The 23,935-nt window shown below is 43.7% G+C and carries 18 protein-coding genes, 3 pseudogenes and 2 CRISPR repeat arrays; of the genes and pseudogenes, 6 read left to right on the forward strand and 15 right to left on the reverse strand.

The genetic code is table 11. The annotated features are described in order from the left end of the window. The 4 genes and pseudogenes from ACTIE0_RS13660 to ACTIE0_RS13675 all read right to left on the reverse strand — a co-directional run. A pseudogene (locus ACTIE0_RS13660) lies at positions 1-368 on the reverse strand (CAAD domain-containing protein); the annotation flags it as partial. A 21-nt stretch (positions 369-389) separates the two neighbouring features. Beyond that, entirely contained in the window at positions 390-1,832 is a 1,443-nt protein-coding gene (gene gltX, locus ACTIE0_RS13665) for a glutamate--tRNA ligase (protein ID WP_006669925.1), read from the reverse strand. Between the two features lie 273 nt (positions 1,833-2,105). After that, positions 2,106-2,525 (reverse strand): DUF4359 domain-containing protein, encoded by a 420-nt coding sequence (locus ACTIE0_RS13670; RefSeq protein ID WP_006620503.1) that lies wholly within the window; start codon positions 2,523-2,525, stop codon positions 2,106-2,108. Between the two features lie 255 nt (positions 2,526-2,780). Beyond that, positions 2,781-3,329: pseudogene (locus ACTIE0_RS13675) on the reverse strand (HNH endonuclease); the annotation flags it as partial. 610 nt (positions 3,330-3,939) lie between these two features. On the opposite strand from ACTIE0_RS13675, the gene ACTIE0_RS13680 reads away from it, so the two are divergent. The 3 genes from ACTIE0_RS13680 to ACTIE0_RS13690 all read left to right on the forward strand — a co-directional run bounded on the left by ACTIE0_RS13680 (position 3,940) and on the right by ACTIE0_RS13690 (position 6,734). Then, complete coding sequence (locus tag ACTIE0_RS13680) at positions 3,940-5,190, forward strand: hypothetical protein (protein ID WP_006669923.1); 1,251 nt, start codon at positions 3,940-3,942, stop codon at positions 5,188-5,190. A gap of 80 nt (positions 5,191-5,270) precedes the next feature. Continuing rightward, positions 5,271-6,047, forward strand: a complete 777-nt coding sequence (locus tag ACTIE0_RS13685) for a hypothetical protein (protein ID WP_006669922.1) — start codon at positions 5,271-5,273, stop codon at positions 6,045-6,047. A 60-nt stretch (positions 6,048-6,107) separates the two neighbouring features. After that, positions 6,108-6,734: a pentapeptide repeat-containing protein gene (locus ACTIE0_RS13690; protein WP_006620499.1), complete on the forward strand. Its 627-nt coding sequence runs from the start codon at positions 6,108-6,110 to the stop codon at positions 6,732-6,734. 267 nt (positions 6,735-7,001) lie between these two features. After that, positions 7,002-7,936: direct repeats of the CRISPR family, unit length 35 nt; unit sequence GTTTCCATACGTTTAACTTTCAAAGAAGTTTAAAG. Between the two features lie 202 nt (positions 7,937-8,138). On the opposite strand, the gene cas1 is transcribed toward ACTIE0_RS13690, so the two are convergent. Beyond that, the gene (gene cas1, locus ACTIE0_RS13695) at positions 8,139-10,130 is read right to left on the reverse strand and encodes a CRISPR-associated endonuclease Cas1 (protein ID WP_235720249.1); all 1,992 of its coding nucleotides are present in this window, start codon (positions 10,128-10,130) and stop codon (positions 8,139-8,141) included. A gap of 197 nt (positions 10,131-10,327) precedes the next feature. Here cas1 and ACTIE0_RS13700 point away from each other — a divergent pair, with 197 nt between their 5' ends. From ACTIE0_RS13700 to ACTIE0_RS13710, 3 genes are all read left to right on the forward strand, one after another. Then, on the forward strand, positions 10,328-11,224 hold the full coding sequence (locus tag ACTIE0_RS13700; RefSeq protein WP_006669919.1) for a CRISPR-associated endonuclease Cas1: 897 nt from the start codon (positions 10,328-10,330) through the stop codon (positions 11,222-11,224). Beyond that, positions 11,221-11,535, forward strand: coding sequence for a CRISPR-associated endonuclease Cas2 (gene cas2, locus ACTIE0_RS13705; RefSeq protein ID WP_006669918.1), 315 nt, complete (start codon positions 11,221-11,223; stop codon positions 11,533-11,535). The genes ACTIE0_RS13700 and cas2 overlap by 4 nt, the downstream gene beginning before the upstream one ends. 656 nt (positions 11,536-12,191) lie before the next feature. After that, complete coding sequence (locus tag ACTIE0_RS13710; RefSeq protein WP_006669917.1) at positions 12,192-12,419, forward strand: hypothetical protein; 228 nt, start codon at positions 12,192-12,194, stop codon at positions 12,417-12,419. A gap of 141 nt (positions 12,420-12,560) precedes the next feature. Next, positions 12,561-12,898: direct repeats of the CRISPR family, unit length 35 nt; unit sequence GTTTCCATACGTTTAACTTTCAGAGAAGTTTAAAG. Between the two features lie 193 nt (positions 12,899-13,091). Here ACTIE0_RS13710 and ACTIE0_RS13715 read toward each other — a convergent pair. From ACTIE0_RS13715 to ACTIE0_RS13760, 10 genes and pseudogenes are all read right to left on the reverse strand, one after another. Continuing rightward, positions 13,092-14,921 (reverse strand): hypothetical protein, encoded by a 1,830-nt coding sequence (locus tag ACTIE0_RS13715; protein WP_006669916.1) that lies wholly within the window; start codon positions 14,919-14,921, stop codon positions 13,092-13,094. 79 nt (positions 14,922-15,000) lie between these two features. After that, a complete protein-coding gene (locus ACTIE0_RS13720) occupies positions 15,001-15,135 on the reverse strand; it encodes a hypothetical protein (protein ID WP_006620493.1) in 135 nt (44 codons plus the stop codon). 35 nt (positions 15,136-15,170) lie between these two features. Next, positions 15,171-15,815: a hypothetical protein gene (locus ACTIE0_RS13725; RefSeq protein ID WP_006620492.1), complete on the reverse strand. Its 645-nt coding sequence runs from the start codon at positions 15,813-15,815 to the stop codon at positions 15,171-15,173. A 61-nt stretch (positions 15,816-15,876) separates the two neighbouring features. Further along, positions 15,877-17,841 carry an RAMP superfamily CRISPR-associated protein gene (locus ACTIE0_RS13730; RefSeq protein ID WP_006669915.1) on the reverse strand — a complete coding sequence of 655 codons (1,965 nt, stop codon included), beginning with the start codon at positions 17,839-17,841 and terminating at the stop codon, positions 15,877-15,879. A gap of 4 nt (positions 17,842-17,845) precedes the next feature. Further along, positions 17,846-18,241, reverse strand: a complete 396-nt coding sequence (locus ACTIE0_RS13735) for a hypothetical protein (protein ID WP_006620489.1) — start codon at positions 18,239-18,241, stop codon at positions 17,846-17,848. Between the two features lie 15 nt (positions 18,242-18,256). Next, the gene (gene cmr4 / locus ACTIE0_RS13740) at positions 18,257-19,045 is read right to left on the reverse strand and encodes a type III-B CRISPR module RAMP protein Cmr4 (RefSeq protein WP_006669914.1); all 789 of its coding nucleotides are present in this window, start codon (positions 19,043-19,045) and stop codon (positions 18,257-18,259) included. A gap of 109 nt (positions 19,046-19,154) precedes the next feature. Then, entirely contained in the window at positions 19,155-19,379 is a 225-nt protein-coding gene (locus tag ACTIE0_RS13745; RefSeq protein ID WP_006669913.1) for an RAMP superfamily CRISPR-associated protein, read from the reverse strand. Further along, entirely contained in the window at positions 19,376-20,539 is a 1,164-nt protein-coding gene (locus ACTIE0_RS13750; protein WP_006669912.1) for a type III-B CRISPR module-associated Cmr3 family protein, read from the reverse strand. The genes ACTIE0_RS13745 and ACTIE0_RS13750 overlap by 4 nt, the downstream gene beginning before the upstream one ends. Further along, entirely contained in the window at positions 20,540-23,869 is a 3,330-nt protein-coding gene (locus ACTIE0_RS13755) for a type III-B CRISPR-associated protein Cas10/Cmr2 (protein ID WP_006669911.1), read from the reverse strand. Then, positions 23,844-23,935 (reverse strand): annotated as a pseudogene (locus tag ACTIE0_RS13760) (IS1 family transposase); the annotation flags it as partial. The pseudogene ACTIE0_RS13760 and the gene ACTIE0_RS13755, both read right to left, overlap by 26 nt.

Here is a 23,935-nt window from a genome sequence, read left to right on the forward strand (position 1 = left end):
TCTGGTTTCGGTTCTGGTTTGGGTTCTGGGGTTTTAGCAGCCACAGGTTCTGGTTTCGGTTCTGGTTTGGGTTCTGGGGTTTTAGCAGCCACAGGTTCTGGTTTCGGTTCTGGTTTGGGTTCTGGGGTTTTAGCAGCCACAGGTTCTGGTTTCGGTTCTGGTTTGGGTTCTGGGGTTTTAGCAGCCACAGGTTCTGGTTTCGGTTCTGGTTTGGGTTCTGGTTTGGGTTCTGGGGTTTTAGCAGCTACAGGTTCCTGATTTGTGGGAGTAGAGGATTTAGCTGAAGTAGTATCTGCTTTAGTAGCAGACTTTTTATCCTCAATGGGAGTTTTATCGTCTTGTGGTTTGGATTTAGAGCTATCCGCCATAGCATTCAGCCTCAATAACAATTAACGATCTAATATGTTTTGCAAGCGAGTTAGATCAGTTCCTCGCTGATGAAGAAGCAGCCAGGACTCAACTAAATCCGGGCCATGAACAGCCCCAGTGAGAGCTGCTCTGAGCGATCGCATGATCAGCCCTTTTTTAAGTTTCGTCTCTTTGGTAACAGCTTTGATCATATCCTTGACGGTATCTGCTGTCAGTGTAGGCTCAGATTCGAGTTTATCCTTGATAGCTGCCAAGACGGTTTGGGCTCCCTCTTGTTGCAACTGCTGCTGGGCTTCTTCATCTAAACTGACACTGGAGGGAAAGAACATCGCGGCCATATCTACTGCATCTTTGAGACGGGTAAGACTAGGACCAATGAGGGTTGTTAACTGTTCCAACCAAAGGCGATCGCTCTGTGGGTCGAAGTCATAACCCGCCTCTTTCCAATAGGGAATCAACATATCTGTTAATTCCGACACTGGCAGATTATGGATATACTGACCATTCAACCAATCGAGCTTATCCCAGTCAAATTTTGCCCCCGCCTTATTGACCCTATCAAAACCAAAGTTTTTCGCCGCCTGTTCTAGGGTAAAGATTTCCTGAGTAGAATCAGTGGGAGTCCAACCCAATAGTGTCATATAATTAGCCAAAGCGGGGGCTGTGTAACCCAAATTTTGGAAATCTGAGATAGAAGTCACCCCGTCCCGCTTAGATAGTTTACGGCCATCAGGATTCAAAATCAAAGGAGTGTGGGCGAATTCTGGAACCGTTCCCCCCAAGGCTTCGTAGAGTAGTATCTGTTTGGCAGTATTAGCGATATGGTCTTCACCGCGAATTACATGGGTGATCTGCATATCAATATCATCGACCACCACCGCCAAATTATAGAGAGGCTGACCGATCGCATTGCTACTGGAAGCCCTAGCAATGACCATATCTCCCCCCAAGTCGGAGCCTTTCCAGACTACCGAACCCCTGACCAAATCATTCCATCTAATTTCTCGGTTGTCGTCTATTTTAAAGCGAATCACGGCACTGCGGCCTTCAGCTTCCAAAGCCGCCCTTTGTGCTGCGGTTAGGTCGCGGTGGCGGTTATCATAGCGAGGAGCTTGATTTTTAGCTTTTTGAGCCGATCGCATTTCCTCAAGTTCTTCCGGAGTACAATAGCAACGGTAAGCCAAACCCGCATCTAGGAGTTTACAGATAGCTTTCCGGTACAAGTCCAGGCGCTCCGACTGAAAAAACGGCCCTTTATCCCAATTTAGACCCAACCAGGTTAGTCCATCTAAAATATTTTGGGTAAATTCAGGACGCGATCGCTCTTGATCTGTATCTTCAATGCGTAGTATAAACTCACCGCCCTGATTTCGGGCGAAAAGCCAGTTAAATACAGCGGTTCTGGCTGTACCAATGTGTAGATTACCTGTAGGGCTAGGAGCCAAACGAACTCTGACAGTCATAATTTCTGGGTTGCCTTTGTATCTTGATCGCGCCAACGGCTGGCTAATTGTCAATGTTGGCTTTTGTCCACTCAACAAACCACAATCGCCATCTCAACATTGTATCTTTTTTTGTAACTGTCCATACCACCGAAAGCGATCGCAAACCCATTCTACCCTCAACCAACATTGGCTGAGGGTCCAGCAGTCTTGTCCTGTTTCCGGGGGCTGACCTAGCACCCGGCCTTATGGGAGGGCGCTTTTTCGCTCAGAATACAATTGGGCTGCTTCCGATTATTCTACGGAATTTTCCGGCAGTTTTTCCGCTGAAAATGTGATAAAATTACCAAACAGAGCCAGAGTTCTATAGCGATTATTCAACAATTCCGAGGTATAAATGCTAAAAATCATCGCATTTTTTCGGTGAGTAGAATTGTCAATAAAAGCCCTAATTGTACCACGTTGAGAAGTTACCAAAGTATTGCAGGTGTCTACAATAATATTAGAAAAACCTCGGAGAATAGCCGGAACTTCCGCCTCATTACATAGGTTGTTTTTCGCTTCTTGGGATAACTTCACCGAGGCATATTCGAGATAGTCTTGGCGACTGGGGTTAGTTAAAGCCATTGTTCCCGCCAAAATGGCCAGAAAGATAGCCATTTTACTGATATGCCCACCAGCATGGCTTGATTCCATCCGATTAACTTTCATCATTTTAAATAATCACCTCTAACAGCATTTTATCGAGAAAAATAGATCATCATACTAGGTTAAGTTCCATTAACCCGGACTAGGGCTGATCAGAGTTAAAATTGTTAGACAAACAAGTAGGGATCGAGAGAGATGTTACCATCTCCCCCTCCCATTCAAAACCGTACTTGAGACTTTCACCTCATACGGCTCTAGTGGTGCTTCCACATCCAGATAATTGGCATAGACACGAAAAACTTCCTGATGTGACGCACGCGCAGACTGCTCCATTGTTAAGAATGCAGCGTTGACGTTGTCAAGTGCCGTCTTATCATCGCGGGTGTGGCGGTGCAATAGTTGAAGATTCTTGTATTCATCCTTTCCGCCGTGGCTTCGAGGTACAATGTGGTCTACTTCAACTAAATCTGATGGGGTAAAGTATTGCCCACACCAGGCGCATAGGCATTTTTGCTTTTTGAGTAGTTTTGCTACCCTGTTTGGCGTATCAATTGCTTGACTTTTTCTGGTTGCCCAGTAAGTCCAGTTTCCGTCATAAAGTGTTGCTTCAGGGCGTATCAGGGTATGTCTGACAATCGGAGTGTAGCTATGCTTCCATAGTCTATGTCCATCCTTGGTACAGAATAACCAAGTTTCATGCCTTTCTCTACCATCGCTGAGTTTAACCGTTTCCGGTCTACAATAGTTACTCAGTTCTTTACGATTTGCCTTTCCGCATCTTGAGACTGTCCATGCCCGTAACATTTGCCAGATTATATGGTCTAACTTATTGAAGGTCTCAGATGAGACGACCCCTGAATAGTAATTTGAGTTATGGTCGAACAGGAAGTCACCTTCCCGAACTCCACTTCAAAACCGTGCTTGCGAGTTTCCCAGCACACGGCTCCTGATATGGACACCCTTTTTCGTAGGAACAGAGTTACTACCCCCTGCTTTCGTACTTCGACTTTTGGAGCTGTATACAACCACGTAGTCTTTAAACTCGCTCTCGTCATAATACTCTTAATCGCCGCAGTATCTATGTCCATACCGTGACTAGTGGGCATATCCTAACCATTACAGTTAGGCATTGGCTTTCAGTCATATCCTACTCCCTCCAAGGGGTAGGGGTCGAAAGGGAAGTCACCCTCCCCAACTCCCATTCAAAACCGTACTTGAGACTTTCACCTCATACGGCTCCTGATGTGGACACCCCTTTGTCATGGGAACAGGGTTACGCCCCCCTGCTTTGTATATAACCTTGAGAAAAAAATAGAATAGACCTGTTGACAAAGCCCCAAATTGTGTTAAAGTGAAGATAAGTTCATAAGGACAACCGAATAACTGGTTAAACCTGTAAGTTTTGGCACTTTCTTTTTGGCCCGGACTTGAGTTCAAACCGAACTCAGCCCAGGGCTGCAAAAGCCAACAGGAAAAACCAATGAACTACCGCAATTCTGACCTTCCGAAAGCAAATCGGCAGACTTCCAGCCCCAAAAAACCAACAGTAGAAGACTTGATCCTGTACATTCAGGAAAGTGGCAAGTATGCTGAGTTAGTAGAGAAGGCGAAAAACCCTAGCCCAAGCCAGAAGAAGCCTAAAAAACTCCGAAAGCTGATTAAGCCACTCCAGGGATTAGTCATTGCTAACCCCAAAGACTTTCGGGGTCGGGCTGTTGTCTCCAATAACTTAGAAAAAGATAGCGAACGCACGGCTTGTTTAGTGACCATTAGCGGTGTGATTAATGTGGCAACTAGCTTTCCACTGCTGTACTATGCTTTCAGAGACTTAGGTGTTCTAGGAGTTCCGGTCACGCTACTGGTCAATGGTTTGCTTCTCAAATACACGAACGGTGCAGCTACCGCCGTTTCTGCTCGAAAACCCTATGGTCGTTCTTGGTCAAATTGGGCGATCGCAGGCATGATATCCATTAATACAATTCTATCACTAATCGCCGCAGTGGGAACCGAACTCTTACTCAACCCATCCGGTTTAACTCAACTCAAAGCCCAAGAATTATCCGCAGAAACAATCAACCAGAAAATCAACCAGGTAGAAAGCCTCAAACAACTAGACAGCCCTCAATACAAAGACGCTTTAACCCGATGCGAACAAGGGGACAAAGAACTCAACCAAATGCTTAAAGACCACCCCCGCAGACAATCCCTATTCGTGCAACTGCACGGAACCTGGGAACAACAGAACACCAACTGGGCAACAGTACCCCTGGAAGAATTACCCCTCTGTCCGAAAGCTTCTCGACTCGGTCAACAAGCTCACCAAAACTATGAAACCGCCAAACAGGAACTGGAAGAAAGCCTCGCTCTCCGGGTGAAGATGGGGAACGACTTGGCATTCCTCCAACAACACAAGCCCCAAGTCTACCAGGAACATTTTACCCCCGACGGTGAACTCCGCTCCGGTATCGAAGCCACTCGGCTGGCTATCATCAACTTTCGCAGCAAATTAATTCAGGGAGATTGGTCTAGCTTAGGCTTTCACCTGTTCTCCCTGTTAGTCTCCATCATCACCAGTGGGCCCGCTTGCGGGATGACTATCGCCCTCAGTCTTCGCAAAGATACTCGCCAATCCTTTAGTGAAACGGTTGAACTGCAACGAAACATCTGGCTAGAAAGCCGACGCCAAGAACTACGAGAACTGATGAACTCAGAAGCAGAATTCAACGATTAAACCCCTGGCATTCAAGGCGTTTTTCCCTAACCTCTGTCCCTCAATTCACCTCACTTCAAAAAATAGCTGGAGATTTAACCATGAACAGACAAGACTCCATTTCCTCCAACGGTTCCTCGCAGTTCAACACGAATAAAGTATCCCCCTTACATTCCGTTTCAGTTCTGGCCGACAATCCTCAAAATTCCTCCTATAAAATGCGGCTACTCAGCTTATGGATAGATGAAATGAAAAAAACCGGAAGAATTGATTACCCAGAATTAGTTCAATACCTCAATCAAGTCTACGAGGTCGAAAATACACAAGATGGACAGTTATTAATGACCCAACAGTGTGAGGGTTTAGTCGAGAATTTAAAAGCAGCACAAGCTGATATTCGCCAATCCGCTCAAATCATTCAGTTAACGCTCAATCAGTTGAATGATGGGATGAATCATGAGAGTTTAACCCCAGACAAACAACAAGAATTAAGAGGGCAGATTCGGGAAAAAACCCAGCAATTTCTACAAGGAGTAGAATACCTAATCGATATTACTCAATACTATGTCTATGAACCTTCATCGTTTTGGCTGAAATGGATACGCCGCACAGAAGATAGTCAAGCAGAAACCCTTCGCAAATGGATAAATGATCTTAATTATATCCGCCAGTACATCGCTCAACAACTCCAAATCGGACGACTGGAATTTCCAGACCATCATCTCAACAGCCCAAATCTCCGAAGACTCCACAAATACTTGGAAAATGCACCAGGTTTAGGGGATTTGTTAGGGAACTTTGTTCAACAGGCTTTGCAGCATAAAATCGCCGGGGGAACTCGGTTTCAAATGCCTAAGCCCTTTCACAAAGACTCGTAAATAATCAGACAATTTCAGTAAAAATCAATTCTAAACAGACTCAAAAAGGAGGATAAAACCATGACTCAATCGCCAAAATTCGTAAATAACGGTGAAGCCATTTCCACTCAAAAGTTTAAAGCAGAATATGCGGAAGGGCGGCGAGATTTCAGTTATACCAACTTGACCCAAATTAACTTGCAGGGGATGAGTTTGTGTGAAATAGACTTGCATTGTGCTGTACTTTACAAAGCTAACTTAGAGGGAGTTAACCTTTTTAAAGCTAATTTGACGGGAGCGAATTGTGCGAATGCTAACTTGAGTTGCGCCAATTTAAGTTTAACCTGTCTTGAAAATGCGAACTTTGCGGGGGGGCGGCTGTCTCAGGCAGATTTGCACGGAGCCAGCGCTTTGGGATGCAATTTCTACAAGGCAGATTTGCTGGGTGCGAACTTGAGTCAAGCTGATTTAGAACGGGCGAATTTAAGTTATGCTAATCTCAGGGATGCGGATTTGAGTTGGGCGAATCTCAGTGGTACAAATTTAGCACAGACGAACTTACAAAATACCAATTTGAGTTGGGCAGATTTGGATATTGCTAACCCGGAACACGCTCAGTTCAAGTTCACGACTCTAACAGGAGTTCGTCTGCCCTGGGGAGTCTATATTGTTAGTCATAAAAAGGCGAGAAAGGAAGAACATTATTAACTTTTCAATCGGTAAAAGCTCAAATTGAAAAACATGACTTTTTACAAAAGCTGGTTCCTCAAGCTGAATATTAAGTGGTTTACAACCCATTTTAAAATAGCAGCACTTTGACTTCTAAGCCGGTATCAAGTATGGAAAGAAACTGAATTTATTTTAATAATATACCCTCTACTTGGGGGGTATTTTTTTTAGTTATTTGCTCTATAGGTTGAATTTTCAAATCAGCAAAAAAATTAGGCCTCATCCTTTTAGGGGGAGGTTGGTGGGGGTTCCATAGGTTGAACTTTCAAAGAAGTTGAAAATATATTTCTCCCCAAAGTTGGGGGGCTAGGGGGGCAGCTAATTTAAGTTTCCATACGTTTAACTTTCAAAGAAGTTTAAAGTTTCTTGGTGTGCAAGTACCACACTCCAGTTAACGGCTGGTTTCCATACGTTTAACTTTCAAAGAAGTTTAAAGCCTCCGTCTCTCTACTTGGTTCTCAATCGTGTCCTAAAATGTTTCCATACGTTTAACTTTCAAAGAAGTTTAAAGACCTACATCCTAAATAAGACTAAAAAAACTGGAAGACTGTTTCCATACGTTTAACTTTCAAAGAAGTTTAAAGTTTTACTGGATTTACTTTTCCGCTCAATCCCTCCAACTGTTTCAACTGTTTCCATACGTTTAACTTTCAAAGAAGTTTAAAGTTGGCACCTCCTTTTTTGTTGGGGGCTATCACCTGTTTCCATACGTTTAACTTTCAAAGAAGTTTAAAGGGCACCTGCTTAAAACTGGCTCTCTGACGACACTAGCGTTTCCATACGTTTAACTTTCAAAGAAGTTTAAAGTTGTTGATGAAAGTTTTCCTGAAGGTAAATATCGCTTGTTTCCTGTTTCCATACGTTTAACTTTCAAAGAAGTTTAAAGAGATGTACGCCTCCGGACAGCCGGAATTATTAATGTTTCCATACGTTTAACTTTCAAAGAAGTTTAAAGTCGGAATGAACGTGGCTCGTTCTAACGGATAGTTTAGAGTTTTCATGTTTCCATACGTTTAACTTTCAAAGAAGTTTAAAGCCTTTTTTCGGGTTTCCGGTTCTTCACCAAACCAGTACCGTTTCCATACGTTTAACTTTCAAAGAAGTTTAAAGTTATCCTCAACCAGGAGACACACGACGAGACTAACTGTTTCCATACGTTTAACTTTCAAAGAAGTTTAAAGACTGCTGAGTTGAAACCCTTGCTATTACTGGAGTGTAACATTCCATTTCCGGGGGGGTCAAGCAAGCACCAAAATAATTGAGACATATTTGCAATAAAATACTCTCCAGAATCCCTCAAACTCAGAGAGAGAAGGCTTTCCGGGGGGGTTAACGAAACAATGCAGGTTTGAGCAGTTGTCGAACCCCTCCGGAAACTCTAGTTTACCACTTTTCCAGTTTCATAGGCCGATAAACTTCCCGCTCTCCCATCAAGCAAGAAATATACTCCCAAACCTGCAACTCCAAACACCGATAGTAGCTAACCTTGTAACCCGTATGAGGATGAGTCGTTTTCAAAGAAAGCTTATCCTGCCAATGCTTCAGATATTTTTTGAGAGCATCGGAATAAAGATAAACCCCACCTCGTTCGTCACTTGGGGTAAAATCTTCCGGGGTAAAAATTCCCGAATTTACCAGATAGATAACGAGCGAATCCACCACCGGGGCGCGAAACTCCTCAATCAAATCTGACACCAACGCCGGATGGTTGCTACGAGGAACATGAAGATTGCCGTAATGGGGATGTAAACCCACCGCCAGAATTAACGAGTGAATATTTTGATGGAGTAAAGTATAACCCAGACTCAACAAACTATTCACTGGATCAGTTGGAGGGCGACGAGTACGGTGTTCAAAGGTGAACGGAGGTTGTACCAATGCCCCCAAAGCCTGAAAATAGATGCGAGTTCCGAAGCCTTCGTAACCCAATAGAGATTCGAGCAACTCCACCTCAGCAATTTTCTCTTGCCAGACTCCCAATTCTTCAATCGCCTCAATCACTTGAGAAATTTGGCGATCGCGGTTGAGACGACGCAGTAAAATCCGACAGTTGTGCAGTTTTCCGGCAACAATCACTTTAGCCTGACGCAGCACAAAGGTTTCATCTTCAGCACAATGGACTTGTCGGCTGAGGTAGTCTACCCGTGTCATCCCATCGGTTTGCAAGCGACCAAAGTAACGACCCTGATAAGACAAGAACAAAATGGGAATGCGACGACGCAAAGCCAAACCAATCGCACCGTGCGACAAATTACAACAGCCAAAGAGGATAATATAGTCTACGACATTGACGGGAATAGACACTTTCAGATCATTGCCGAGCAAGACCTGAAATTGCTGATGTTTCACCTTGACATAAGCACCCTGATCCGTGACATAAAGTGTTGTCATACCTTCCCTCCAAGAATCCAGAAAATTTCGAGTTGATAAAGACTTGCGGGTTGGGGTAACAATCGAGCAAGCAATGGGAGGACGAGACGCTACAGAAACCGCTTTCTTGTTGTGATTTCGTCGGGGTTGCTTGTACTCTGGGGTAATAATTTCTCCAGCTTGAAAGCCATAACCAAGAAAGACAAACTCCTCACCCGGGGCAAAAATGTGAGTTTTCTCTGGTTGCAGGGTTAGATAAATATCTGATAGCCAATCTTCGATTAAATTCAAAAAGCGTGTTGCTTCTAATAGGCTTCTCGCGACAATGACAAAATCATCTCCATAACGGGTAAGAGAGGCACCCGCATTTAAACAGCGTCGGTCAAATTCACTCAAATACAAATTCGCCAAAGCGCCCGACAAAATGCCACCTTGTAAAACCCCACGACCTGACAGGATAGGCATTCCCCCGACAACAATACCCGCCTCCAACTGTCCTTTGATATAACGCACCACCGTTTGATCGACTGACAGTTCCTCCAACTGAGACAGCAGCAATGTTCGACAAAGGCTATCAAAAAACTGTGAAATATCCGCTTTGACTGTCCATGTTTGGGAGGAATACACCTCGGCAACCCGTTCGATCGCGTGTTTCACTCGGACTCCTGGACGGTAAGCAAAAGAGCAGTCTTGAAACGTTTCTTCTAAGGCTGGATAAAGCGATCGCAACAGCAAGCGTTGGACAATGCGATCGCGTACAGTTGGAATTCCAATAAGCCGATGACCACCACTTTTTTTCGCCCGATAAAACCCCAAAGCGGGTAAAGGATGATAGATATCTTGCTGAAGCTGGTGGGCGAGTCGTTTGAGTTCTTCGTCTAGAAAATGAGCAAATAATTCGACAGAGATCCCATCAATCCCGGCTGTTTTGCTGCGAGTGCGGACTTGATACCATGCAGCCAACAAAGCATCTCCCATTGGAAGTTGAGAATCGAAAAAAACCACATTCTTTGAGTTGAACAACAACAGTATCCAGTTAATCAAACGGATTTTTGTGTTCGCACTTGAGTTGTTTTTTTACAACTTCTATCGGAACGCCTATCCCAACACAGAAAAATCTTCTGAATTTTTGTTAAATCTCAGGTTCGATCGCCAAATCGGTTTCGGTTCAATACAGTCATGGAACTTCGGAGAAAGCCAACATGACTGCGATTTACCTCACCGAACCGCAATCCTATTTGGAAGCGGATCTGCGAGACTTTGCGATCGTTTACAATGATCGGATTCAATCTCGCCACTCCATCGACACCACCCAACAGATCATCGCTTTTGAAGGCTGTACGCTGGGGCGGAGTGCGATCGCGGCGATCTATCGTTACCGCATCCGGCTCAGTTTTATCCGCGATAACGGTCATATCACCGCTCAAATTACCCCCCAGGAAACACCGTTCTATACAGTCCTACAACAAGAGCGCAATAGCGATCGCAACTTCCGCATCGCTTTCATTCATTCACTTTTACGGGGACGGTGGTACAACGCCACTAAAGTTCTACAAAGCTTAGGATACTCTGGCATTCGAGAATGTCTCGAACAGCAACTTGAGGTTCTGCCGGGTTTGAATAGTTGGCTTGCCTTACAAACCTGGCAAGTTCAAGTGTTCCAGCGTTATCAAAAAGCCCTTGGCTCTGTTCTGGTTTCTGTCAAAGATTTTGAGCCAACTTTAGAACTGGCTTATGCTTTGCTGTCCGGTGAACTGTATGTTTTACTGCTATCGTCGGGCTGTTGTGCGGAAGTTGGAACACTGCACCTTCACTGTCAGAACCATTTGCCTTTACCCTGTGACTTGATGGAACCGTTTCGCCCGGTTGTGGAAGCGTGGGTTTTTGAAAAAGCGCCCAAGTTTAGCGATCGCGGAGGGTTGAGTCAGTCCCATCGTGCCACCTTTGTTCAAAACTGGGAATCTTTGATGGCAACCCAGATTTTTCATGCTTATGCAGGTCAAGTGAGTTTGCGGAGTGCGTTAGCGTGGCAAGTCGAGGAATATGTTCGCGCTATTACTGAAACTCTTGAATACCGTCCTTTCTTGTTAAAATCGTGACTTTTTACCTCATTTGCTACGACATCGTTGAGGATCGCCGCCGGACTAAAGTCTCGTCTCTGTTGGAGGCTTACGGCATCAGGGTTCAAAAATCAGTTTTTGAGGCTGTTCTTACCCCTCCACAATTCAAAAAGTTGGAGCAACGGTTAAAAAAACTCATCAACTCTGACTGCGATCAATTGCGCTTTTATCCTCTTTTGGCTAAGTGTCGGACTCAGGTGATTATTCTGGGTATTCAACCTAACTTTGCTGTTGACGATGCAGCTATCTTTAATGTCGTGATCCGACTCCCGTCACAATCAAAGATTTGACGGAGAGATGAATCACGACCAAGACAAAACCGACCAAAAGGAGACATTAAAGAGAGCCTCAAGGTGGTAAAATCATGGTGGCAATGCGCCCAGATGCGCCTAGTGAGCCAGGATTGGTTCTTCTCGCCAGATAACTCGTATCACCAAAAAAAAATACCTGATAGCAGGGGGGTCGAATGTTGTGAGCCAGCGCGTTGGGAGGGTTTCCCGACTTGAAGCGACTGGCGAACCCGTAAGGGTGAATGAGATGACGATAAATATAAATGAGTATTTTGTAGCCTGCTGCCGGGCAGTCAGTGGGTGTAAAACAGATGCTTGTGGAGGGGAATCTGGACGGGGTTTTAGGACTTATATGACCTAGAACTAGACAAACCCGATGAAGCAAGAATCTCCCACTACAACGCAAAGCCTTTAGTGGTGAGAGTGTCAATGTTAAGCGATGGTTTGCACGGGGTAAACGTTACCGTCGCCCAACTCCCACTGACCTGCGACATTTGGCGCTGATGGATTTGCTTTGGGAACGATGGGACGAGCTACCGACCGAATTCAAGGAGCGGTTCAACTGCACAAACAGTTAACTTTGTCAAGGGTAGCCTGCCCTGTTTTGTGCAAATTCTTGGGCTTATCGTGGGGTCAAAGCGTAAGGAGAACGAGCAATGACAGCTTTTGAGAGATTGCATCCCTGGTGTTTGGTGCGATCGCCAAACGCCTCAGAACGAGAATCTGTTACTAATAATCAGTGTTTGGTTGTGGGTCGTTTTCGTTCACAAAATGATGCAGTTAATCATCAGCGCATTTTACAAAAGCTTGTTCCTCAAGCTGAATATCAAGTGGTTTACCACCCATTTGAGAACAGCAACGCTTTGACTTCTAAGCAAGTCTAACGTATGGAAAGAAACTGAATTTAGTTCTAACAATATACCCTCAAATTTGGGGGTATTTTTTTAAAGTTATTTGCTCTATAGGTTGAACTTTCAAATTAGCAAAAAAATTAGGCTTCCTCCTTTTAGGGGGAGGTTGGTGGGGGTTCCATAGGTTGAACTTTCAAAGAAGTTTAAAGAAAGTAACCCCCCAAATTACCCCCAACCAGGAGACGGCAGAAGGTTAATGTTTCCATACGTTTAACTTTCAGAGAAGTTTAAAGATCGCCCCTTTACTATGTTAGATGGGACTCTACTGTTTCCATACGTTTAACTTTCAGAGAAGTTTAAAGGGTGATGGGAGGCGCGATAAGAGGGAGGAAGGAAAAAACTAGTTTCCATACGTTTAACTTTCAGAGAAGTTTAAAGCAGGTGGTATTTTACCAAGTATAGAAGTAGCAGATAATGGTTTCCATACGTTTAACTTTCAGAGAAGTTTAAAGGCTACCGAGTTGAAACCCTTGCCCTGACTGTACTCTAGCACTCAAATTTGTGGGGGTCAAGCAAGCACCCAAATTATTGAGACATATTTGCAATAATAGGGTATAAATAATCGCTCAAACTCCGACAGAGAAAGCATTCCGGGGGGGTCAACGAAAGAATCAGGGTTTCAGCGATTCTTCAACCCCCACAAGATTATTGATCGTGATCCAAAATTTGCCCAACCCATTCCTTAATTTCCGAGTAAAGATAATAGGGTTCAATCGGATCGCGCGTTTCCTGATTCACCACTAGATAATCTTGTACATTTGGAAAGCCAGAAAGTGAAACCAACTCAACGAAACAGCAATAAATTTGACTCATTTGTGGTATAATTTCTGTGTGCAAACAAGAAACACGAACAGTCTTTTCAATCTTCCAATTTCCCGGATTTTCCAAGTCCTCAGAGTGCAAGTTTTCCATCCGTTGTTTAGAGATTCCCTTTGCTCCATGAATCAAGAAATTGCGCTGTTCTGCCCAATAGTCAAGACTTTTTAGAGATGCGATCAGCCCCTCCAAAGTCTCCGAACTCCCCTTTTTAATTAGAATTAATGCCTTAACAAAATTGCGTTTGCTCAAGCGTCCTTGTAGTTTATAATTGCTTTGCTTTTGATTTTGATAAATTTTGGGAAAGGAAGTGTTCGTTTTCTTCTCAATCTTCAGAAAAGTTTCCCCTAGTTGAGTTCCTCGAATCTCATCCAACTTTAAAAACCAATCATTTTCATTTTTAGTCTTATCAAAATAAGAGATTGCGTCTAATTTTTCAAAAGCTTGATGTAAAATCTCCTCATAAAAAGCACTCATACTTCCTAAAAAATCAGCAATTCGCTCCAGTTTCCAAAAGAGACAACATTGAGTATAAAGATTCAGAACAGGTTCATAATTTTTACACAATCGAAAGGGATTTTGTTCACCATTCAAAATGAACCCTTGCTCATTTTTACACAAAACCTCCAATAGTTCTAATCCGCTATCAGCTTGCTTATCAGCCTCGTAACTATCTAAATTCAGATAAGCAATAGACATTTTTAAAGCTTTTACCGCCACCGTCAAACGATGACGACTCTCAGAGATTTCTGTAATCCCAGACCGCTCCAAAGTTTCTAACGTTTCTAACCATTTAGTTAAAATTTCTCGCGCCCCGTCAAAATCCCAACGCGCCAATAGTTTCTTAACTGTTTGATATTTTTGAACCCGTTGATAGCGCCAGTAAGATACCCGACGACAACTCGATGCTTCTCCCTGCAAAAGCTTTTGAATCGAAAGTTGAGGTTCGAGGTAAATTTGATTGGCAATATCAGAAGAAATCGCTTGAACCCGCAGGGCTGTTTGCATTTGGGGCGTACCCCCCTTAACACTAATCAAGATCCCCTCACTCGGATCTAAACCTTTAAAAAAGTTGTAATATTCTCCTAATAAACCATCTTGGTCAATCGGAGAAATCATTTTAGGAATTACCACTTTATGCAGATTAATTTGATTGTTCAATTCACGGTCAAACCAAAGCTGTAAAATCTCAAAAAGATAAACCGTATCGGAATCAGCCCCTTTATTTTTCTCACCGTTCTCCTCTAAAAATTGGTCGGTCACAAAAATATAAATATCTCGAACAGAAGCTTCAACAGCCTCTTTAACCACGCCCCAAAGACGACCCGGACGAATGCAGTCGTGCAACTCCTGGGGAGTCTCTATATATTTTCCCAGTAAGCACTGTGTCAACTCTCGAAAAGTGTTAACTTTCCACGTCTGGTAATACTGTTCTTTAAGCAATTGATAGCGGTTTTGCCAAATCAATAATTCTCCTGTACTCAATTGGCTTTCAGCTTCCTTCAGATTAGGTTCATTGCGATCAAAACCGACGGGAAGGAAATAATTTTGTTCTAAATCTTCATCACTTACAGAGGTTTCTCGTTGAATCTTTTTCAGGGGTTGATAGAACTTCAAAGCCAGGTCAGAAGTACCAATATTAGCAATCAGAATCGTCATCCTTTCCATCCTCCGTTATTATTAACAGTTTAACCACCGATACCAATTTGCACAAGCATTTCATGGGATTGACGAAAAATTAAACCAGTCCGCGATCGCCATCAGCGCCCAAACAGGGAACCATTCCATCCTCACACTTCCACCCAACCTGACGGGTTCCCAGGGTAATAATAAGGGTATCGAGGCGATTAAATTCAACTAAAGTTGTTTTCATAAATGACAAAAATTGAGAATATCAAGATAAAAAAGTTAAGTGTCAGAAACTAGAGAAATTTGAATCAATTTCTTTAAGACTTTGAGAACATCTGACAAATTATTCTGACGATTGTTGATGCCAAACAAATCAGACGTTGCGTATTGCGGGTGTTCAGTTTGAATTAATTTCAGAAATAGAAAACTTCCCCCATTTGTGATTAATCCAAAACTGGGTTGATGAGAATTGGGATTAGCCAGCATATATGCTAAGATTTGAGCAAGTCCGGCTTCGACTGAGAGTTTAGCTTGTTTAGATTCAATAACCATCACCCAAACTTGATTTTTTAAGACTAAAGTATCTATATTTCCCTTGACAATTAATTCAGAATCCTCTGATATTGCGGATATTTCAACACTTTTTTCGGCTCTAATGTTAAATGGAGATTGATAGAAACGACCAATAAATAGTAAGGGAGAAACCACAGTTAAGTTAATCGGTTTTTCTAGTAATGGCGGTTGTTTGATTAAATTTGAATAACCTGCTTTAATTTCTTCTAGGAGTTGAACTTCCCAGTCATTGAGTTCAGGTAAATCAATTCTCCACTCCCAAAAGAAGTTATCATCCTCAATACATTCAAGCTGAAAATGAGTTTCCAACTGTTCTAAAGTAATATCCTTCGGCGCTAAAACTTGAACCATAAGATGTTCTCCCAATTATTTATACTAATTCTATCTTTGGTAGATACTGCAGAAGATTAAACTATTCTTGGAGAGGCCATATTTGCCAATAGCTATTTCTGTTTGTATTGCTTCGGAGGCGGTTTAAATATTCACGGCGGGGGTTTTCTGTTGCTCCAAAAACCGTTACAACTTGATAATCTCCTAAATCGGCAATCCAAACGGGAGAGGGCTTAACATGACCCGAAACTTGACCGCAGAGATTCCCGTCATAGTTAATATTTCCGCGTCTATCTTCTACTTTTAAATCTTGGCTATGCAAAACAGCCAAAACATAAGGTTTTTCAAAATCTTCTTTCCCTGAACAGACGATAATTCTACAATTGCTATCAACTGCTTCCGTCCACTGTTCCCGGCGTACTTGACCAATATTTCGAGGTTGACGGTAATTCATTTGATTTCTGGTAAGCTGAGATAAAGTCTGATAAAATTGCTCTAGCTTTTGCTGAAATTTTCGTTGAAAATCCCGAATATTATCAGGAAGTTCCCAAAGTTGTTCATCACTATCAATATAAAATGTTGAACCTCGATACCAGGGAGCGCGATCGCGATTGTGCCTGGAATAACACGGACGTCTGGCACCCTGACCAATTCCTCCTAAATGAAACATCATCCAAGTGAGAGATTCAAAGAGTTTGTGAATTGGTATATTTTGGTTTGTGGGCGCTTCGGGAGAATAAGATAATATTAACGTTCCGACTTGTTCGCCGCAATCATCATCTTTTCCGTTAAAGTTTGGTCGGGGTTCCCGTTGAGTAACCTTGCCATCTTGAATATCAACTCTAACCCAACCAAATGTTTTAGGATTAATCCCTCCGAATAATTGGGCTTCCCATATTTGAACGGTATCAACATCCAAAACACCTAATGAAAAAGCTCGAAACCAATAACGCAACATTGATTTAAACGCAATTGGGCGCACTTCTGCATCGGCTTGCCCTCTCATTTGCCAATCGTTTCGGCGTTCATTCCAATTCCACTGAGTAAATTTTTTTCGTCCGTGAATGAGTTGACCTTCCAAAGAAAACTCGACTCGCAAAAATTCATTGGAGGAACGACTAGAACCCGCCCGAATTAATTCCCCATAACCCGAATTAACCTGAGAACCTATTCCCGCTTGTAGCCCTGCTGTTAACCACCCTTTTACTTTCTGCAAAATCGTCCGGTCGTCACAGTGGCTTGCCAACTTTAACCCGATTAAAAAGGTGGGTTCTCTCAGAGATAAAAACGGGTTGGGATTGGGATTATATTCGAGTTCGTTATTGTTGTCCCATTTCCAAATATTGTTTGCCATATCCATCTGTAAACCCATTTGATTGGGTAATGGATAAGCATCTAGAAAGATAACTTTTCCACTGCGATGGGGTTTCTCAGCTTCCAAAGAACCAAAGTAAGGTGCTATTTTCTTCTCGGCTTCTTGCCACTCAATCTTATCCCGCTTCATTATTTCTCGAATGGCTTGAGTTCTCGCAACACCTCGCAGGGTTGAAGATGGAATATAGGGCATTCCCAAAGCATCAAAAGCGGGTAACAAAATACTTTCTGGCCCTCGATGTCCACCAACCCGAATTCGCCAGGAACACCTAACCTGAAAACAATTATCTTTTCCTGCTATTAATTTAGTTCTTTCTGTAAGTAGACCGAGACGTTTATTGTAGTTAGCTGAGTCTTCAGCCTTATGCAAAATTTGAGTTTTGGTTCCATCTTTTTGAGGATGATCCGGCGATCGCATCCACCGCAGATATTCAACAAAACTAGCATTATCATCAGGTTCGGGTTCATTCTCTGAGTCTAGCCAGGGAGAGGGCTGCGGAGGGCGATTATCCCCATTACCGCCACCATTTCTCCCCCGGTTTCCGCCACCATTTCCAGGTCTGCGAGGGGCGTTTCCGCCTCTATTGGGTCGGTTTTGTTGAGGATTCGGTCTTGGGGTCGGATTCGGTCTTGAATTTGCTTTATTGGGAGGTTTAGGACGTTCAAATACCATTAGATTATTTCTCTCCTTTAATATCGTGATAAATTGCGTTAGCCCAGAATGCAAATTCTTGAGATAATGCCAAACCTAAACCAGTCAAGCCCAGATATTCTTCTGTTCCGAGATTTTTTAGGGTTTCTAAACCCTGATCACCGATTAAATTTTGAACATCAGACAGAGTTTGCAAGCATTGGAAATACTGACGAACAACATCCTTTTTTCCATCTTGACTCAAAGCTTTTTCTTCAGCTTTTAACCGCATCATACCCCAAGTGGAAAGATAGGTATAAAGTTCTACAGCTTGACTTTTTTGTTCTTTGAGACGAGTATCATTTCCATTATATTGCGATCGCAATCCAGACAAAGCATCATAAACGGGTGTTGCAATTGTGCGGGGGTCGAAAACTATCATAATTATTACTCCTGATTATGAATCTAACCACTGTTGAACAAAACCACGACCTAAACTTTCCTGACCTCCAATTTGCAAGAGTTCGTGACTCTCAATTAACTTTTTAAAATCGGATTCAGACTGTTCTGCTGTTCCGTTGGCTTTTGCCGTCAAACCCCAAGGAAAATACATCAGTGTATCGGGAGGAATAGCTTCTTCATAGCGGAAACCACCATCAACAGATTTATGTTGATCGAGTTTAATTTTAACCTGTCGCCACAGACTCATTTGAATCAAAGTTGAACAGTGTTGGTCGGGCAAAATCAAAACCCTTTCAATCATTTGAGTTTGTGTATGTTCGGGCATAAAATGCTCCCAATCACTCCAAGCCCGCAAATGATTCGGTTTGATAATGGCATCTTTTAAGTAAGCAGGTTTATCAGTGTCTAAATTGGTGCTGTAAGCTTCGGGAATCTCTGGTAAACTTTCCTGAAAACGTCCCCAACGCCGCAATAACATCGGAGAACTAATCCAAACAATACCGTGACTCAGAGATGGGACGGGTAGCCAAAGAAGCGAACCATCGCCGATCCAAATATCCCCCTGTTCGAGTGTAGAAGATTCTTCCAAAGTTGTCCCAAAAAGTCGATTTCTTTTGGTTGTGTCTCCCTCACTAGCGCGTATCCGACCCCGAATGCTACTGGATGGAAGATAGGGTAAATTGGTATGAGACTCACGAGCAATTCCGAGTAAGTTTCCCTCTTGAGTAGTGCCGCCCGTATGCAAGGGAGACAGTAAATAAAGGTAAGCGTAATTGTAAGTCATTAGTTTTTATCTTGATAAGAAATCCACAATAATTCTGAATAGCCAAATTGTCGCCAATGATGAACTTTGCCGCTAGTTTCTTGGTCTTTAAACAGGGTTTGCGGTTGGTTCAAGTAATACAAACTTCCGGTTTTTCCTCGTTTAACGTCTGCCAACCAATATAATCTTTCAGCCCGACACTGGCTCGCCACCCTCCGCGTATGGTACTAGAAGGCAAATAGGGCAAATCTGTATGAGTTTCCCGAGCAATACCGACAACATTTCCTTCCTGGGAAGTTCCTCCAGTATGCAAAGGTGATAAAAGGTACAAATAAACAAGATAGCTGTTATTCATCGTCGTCCCCAAAGTAATTTTCCATAATTGAGTTTGCGAAAGGTTTCCCACCAAGGTTTATCTTGAGTGATTGGGAGCAAATGACCGAAAGTTGATTGTAAGCGGGTCAATTGAATAGATTTAGAATTGAATAAATATACCGTTCCGGGGGGAGCAAAAGCATATTGGGGTTGCAAAGCAAAGGATTTTTCTTCTAATTCTTCTAACCCGTTTTTTGTGCGAACCTTGCGGCGATTTTTTTTGGCAACTCCGCCCCACCACAATTGGCGATCGCCCACACACCCCAATAAGCAGTCCCGCCAAGCCTGGGGATAAAGACCATAGACCTGTTCTGCCGTTTCTGCAAGTCCAGGGGTGAGGAGGTAGGCAAACAGTCCCGGTTCGAGAACATCCGGTAATGCTTGCTTCCACAGTAAATTCAGGCAGTCTAACCCGTCAGTATCATTTTTAGTAGCTTTCAGCTTGGAAACAATAGCGCGATGTCCTTCCCCACCCAAGCGTACCACAAAAGGTTCATCCGGCAACCCTAGCAACTGCACCCTCGCAACCAAACTCCACCCCGGTTTGAGGCGTGTTGCGACTTCAGTAAAAAAGCCCTCCTCATCCTGAACCTGTCGGGTGCCGTCTTCGATGTGAGTATGGGGGAGAACCTGAATATCCCAGGGGTTATCGGTAAAATTATCAGCAGCAAAATGCGAATTTCCACACAAGTAGGCAGATAAAGCAGAAGCTTTCATCCAGGGTTTGGGTGAACCCGAAACATATTCCTCACCGTTGAGTTCAGGCGGAACCATTGGCGGTAAACTCTCTTGGGAATAACAGACTGACTCCCACGACTCCAGAGTTTCACAAGGCACCAACCGCGTGAGTCGCCGCCAACTTTCTGTTCTTTCGTTGGGCAAATCATCTTTTGTTCGCCGCTTCACCCCGATCAAATCTTTGGGAGTTGGCAACCAAAGGGTATTGTCTCCATCTAATAAAAATACCCCCAAAAATTCGGGATGGGGTTGGGCGGTAGGGGTTGCCGTTCGCAAAGCCTGAAAGACTACACTGGGCATAGGCGGAAACTGTCCTTTAGCCCGTGCGCCTTCCCCTGGACTGAAGGGCTTGGCTTCCCGAAATAGTAGAACATCTAGGGGGTCAATCTTATACCAATCCATCTAAGCCTCCTGATCCTGTCTGTGCCATTGTTGGCGTTGCTGCATTTTATCGAGCCAAAACGCCGAAAAACGCAGAATATTACTTAAGTCCTTAAGGTCAATTCCAATTGGTTTGGGAGTATCGGGGTTTTTCTCCCGGTCGATTAACCATTGAACATGGACTGATCGCGCCCAATCTTCCCAATATCTGAGCCAGATCAACAGTTTGTCGATATTTTCTTGAACCAAGTCTTTGTCGTCTCGGCGTAAGGCGATCGCTCTGGCGGCTTGAGCAATTAAGTAAGAAGATGGGGTCAAATCCGCATGGCGGGGGAGTTCTTCGGCGAGGCGATAGAGTAGAGAACTCAAGGCTTGATGATGTTCAGTGGTGATCCAATCTCGCCAACCGGCGTATAATTCTCCTTTGATCAGAGCTTCTAGGGTGTTTCCTGAACTGTAGAGAACTCGAAAACATAGGCCGTTTTTGTTGGGAACACTCGATAAACGGAAAATTTCAGACAGGACAAATCGCATCAAAGATAGCGATCGCCATTCCGTCAGTCCCCGCAACAGATCGATGGACATCAGTAGACCACCGGATAATTCTTTAGCCCGGTCGGATTCTGCTTCCCAAAGGGCTTCCAGGGCGACTGGGAGGGGAACACTTTTATCGACGATCACGATACCCAGACTCATCGTTGCCCCGAATCCCATCGTAAACAGCGATCGGTCTGGTAAGCCTTGAAAATCATTTGTATCCGAAGTGGGTCGCCAGTAGCCGCCTTGGGATTGAAATTTCAAGTCTGGATCGCCCGCTTGGGGTTGATAGGGGTCGTCGCCCCCACACCAAGCGGCTCTCAGAGAGAGCAGATAATCGGGTAAATCTTCTAAAGGGAGTACCGTCATCACATCATCTCCGCCACTGTAGACCACGCGACCACAAAACCGCTTTTCGGTAATAAAGGGAACTAAACGGTTAGAGAAGTCTAGCAGGGCGCGGTTTAGACCAACATGAGTGGCGGGTCCCATGCGCTTACGGGTTTTCAGCAGGGAATGTTTATCATCTCTAAAGGCTTTAATGAACTGCCGTTTTTTCTGCTCATACTGGTTTTCATCTAGGTCGGGATAGCGATCGCGATCGATGAAAGTTTCGGGATGAGTTTCGGTTAAATATTCTTGGTAAGGATGAAGTTTTTTACCGGAAACATATTGCCCCATACCATCCCCATCTCCTAAGATCATCACCCACCAATCTGTTGGGCTACTGTCGCCAAAGCCACATTCGGAGTGAGTTAGGTCTACAATCTTTCGCAACTCGGGTCTCTGTTCTTTTTCTAATCCCATATCTTCGGCAAGCCATTTGCTAGAAAACATCACGCCGTTATAGTATCGCCCCGGTAAATTTTGGCGATTAATACAAATATCGGTTTTAGGGATGTGGAAAGGACGACCCCGAGTTTGAGCCAGAAAATCCTGATATTCTTGACTGGTTTTCCCAAATTGTTGTTTGATATTAATTTGTAATTTCTGCCAATATTGACTGAGTTTACCGTGATTTTGATCTTGTTGCAAATCTTGGTAAGCAAATCGGGCTGAAGCAATAGAACTGAGATTGGGAAAGCGAATTAATTGGCTATAGTCTATTTTTTCATTTTCTAAATTGCTAAAATCAATTCCTAAAGACTCACCCACACCACCATAAACCCAAGCCATGCGCTTCGTTAATTCTAGAGCGTTCAGCATTTCCGAGCCGTCAAATAATCCTGGATAAACTTCTGCTATTAATCGCCAAAATAATCGCATTGATTCAATAGGTAAACCGTATCCTTCCCGGAAGTTTCCAGAATATCGAAATTGAGGATGTAGGGCGCTCAGTTGTCCCGATAATGTAGAACGAACACCCGGAGAAATGGGAATTGCCCAAGTTCTAGTATTTTTAATGGCTTGAATGGCTTGACCGCATCGAGATTGAATTGACCCCCACCAAGTCCCATTATTGAGGGTTGTGTAGAGCATTTTTTCCGCCGTTGTGGGAGGGGGATTGATCACGCGAGTTTGAGCCACTTTTTCTTGTTTTTTGATCCAGTCTTCGCTCAATTGATCGTCATCATTTTTCTCAATCATTAGAGAAGTATTCGGATCACCCAACGGAACAGCCGTCCAGTAGGGTTGCCAAGTTTGGTCAATTTGAGCATTCCATAATCCCCGCCATTCCCAGCAGCTTTTCCGCTTCCAGTTTTCGAGATCATGTCGGTTTTGTTCGTCGTGACCTCCCGACTGGGAAAATTCTTCTAAGATCTTCTCAATCCGCTTATGATTTTGGGGGTTTTGCAGAAATGCGATGGTGCGATCGCGAATTCCTTGTCTAAGTTCGGGTATGGGATGATCGGGGATTCCTTCTCTAATATTTTGGGCGATCGCACTCCATTCAGACCGCAATTTTTCACACAAAGTTTCTCCGAGTTGTTGTGCGGTTTCGGAGCTTCCAACTAAGATGGTTATCGTATTGGGAAAGCCTGCGGTTGCTAGGGTGGTACTCAAACGCTCATTAAAACGAGTCAGGGGGTCTGTTCCATCGGGGCTGAGTTCTTGAAAGCTTTCTCTAAAAATTGGATAGGTTTTGAGTAAGAGTGCGTCGATGATTTCTTGTCCCCAAAGCGAGGGGGTAATCACCGCATCTACACCGTAGGTTTCAGCCACGAACCAACAGAGTTGAGCGCTTAGATAGTGTAGCAAGTATGACCCTGCCCAAAAGTCTAGAAATTTGCGGGAAGCTTTGATAAAGTCCTGAATCGGGGAAAAGGTAAACAGCAGCAAGTAAGGGTATTGAGTGACAATCCCCCGTTCATCAAAGTCTACCGCTCCGGCGATCGCTGAGACTGTGGCACGATAGCTATGAATCGGACAGTCGGGTAAAATGTAGTGTTGAGGGTCGAGTAGAGCGTCCGAATCCTGTTGTCGTCTTAGTTCCGGCATCATACGCCACAACCAATTAAATACGTTTTGGGGGTTTTGTTCCTGTTGAACCCATTGGGGAAAGGCGATTTCTCTGTTGTCTGGAGTTTGAATGGTTTGCTGTTGAGCGCTGATGGGATGTTTAATGATCCGTTCTTTAGTTTGTCGTTCTGTTGAGCTTCCTGGTTCCAAATTGACCCGATCTGAGGAACTGGCGATCGCTTCAAGCTGATGTTGATTTTGTTCCCACCAAAACAGCGCCGCTTGTCCCTCCGAGGTTTTCAAACAATCCAGGCTGTTACAGAGATGGCGATCACCAACTAAAGCACAAAGTTTGCGAAGGAAGACGATATTGCACAGTGAGGAATGATTAAGAGAACCGAGAAAGTTGTCCATGCTTCAAATAATAGATAAGTAAGCGAATTGATTTGTACAACATCTCAGTGGACTTGGAATCACACA

The organism is Limnospira sp. (assembly GCF_051859755.1).
In the GTDB taxonomy this organism is placed as follows: Bacteria; Cyanobacteriota; Cyanobacteriia; order Cyanobacteriales; family Microcoleaceae; genus Limnospira; species Limnospira fusiformis.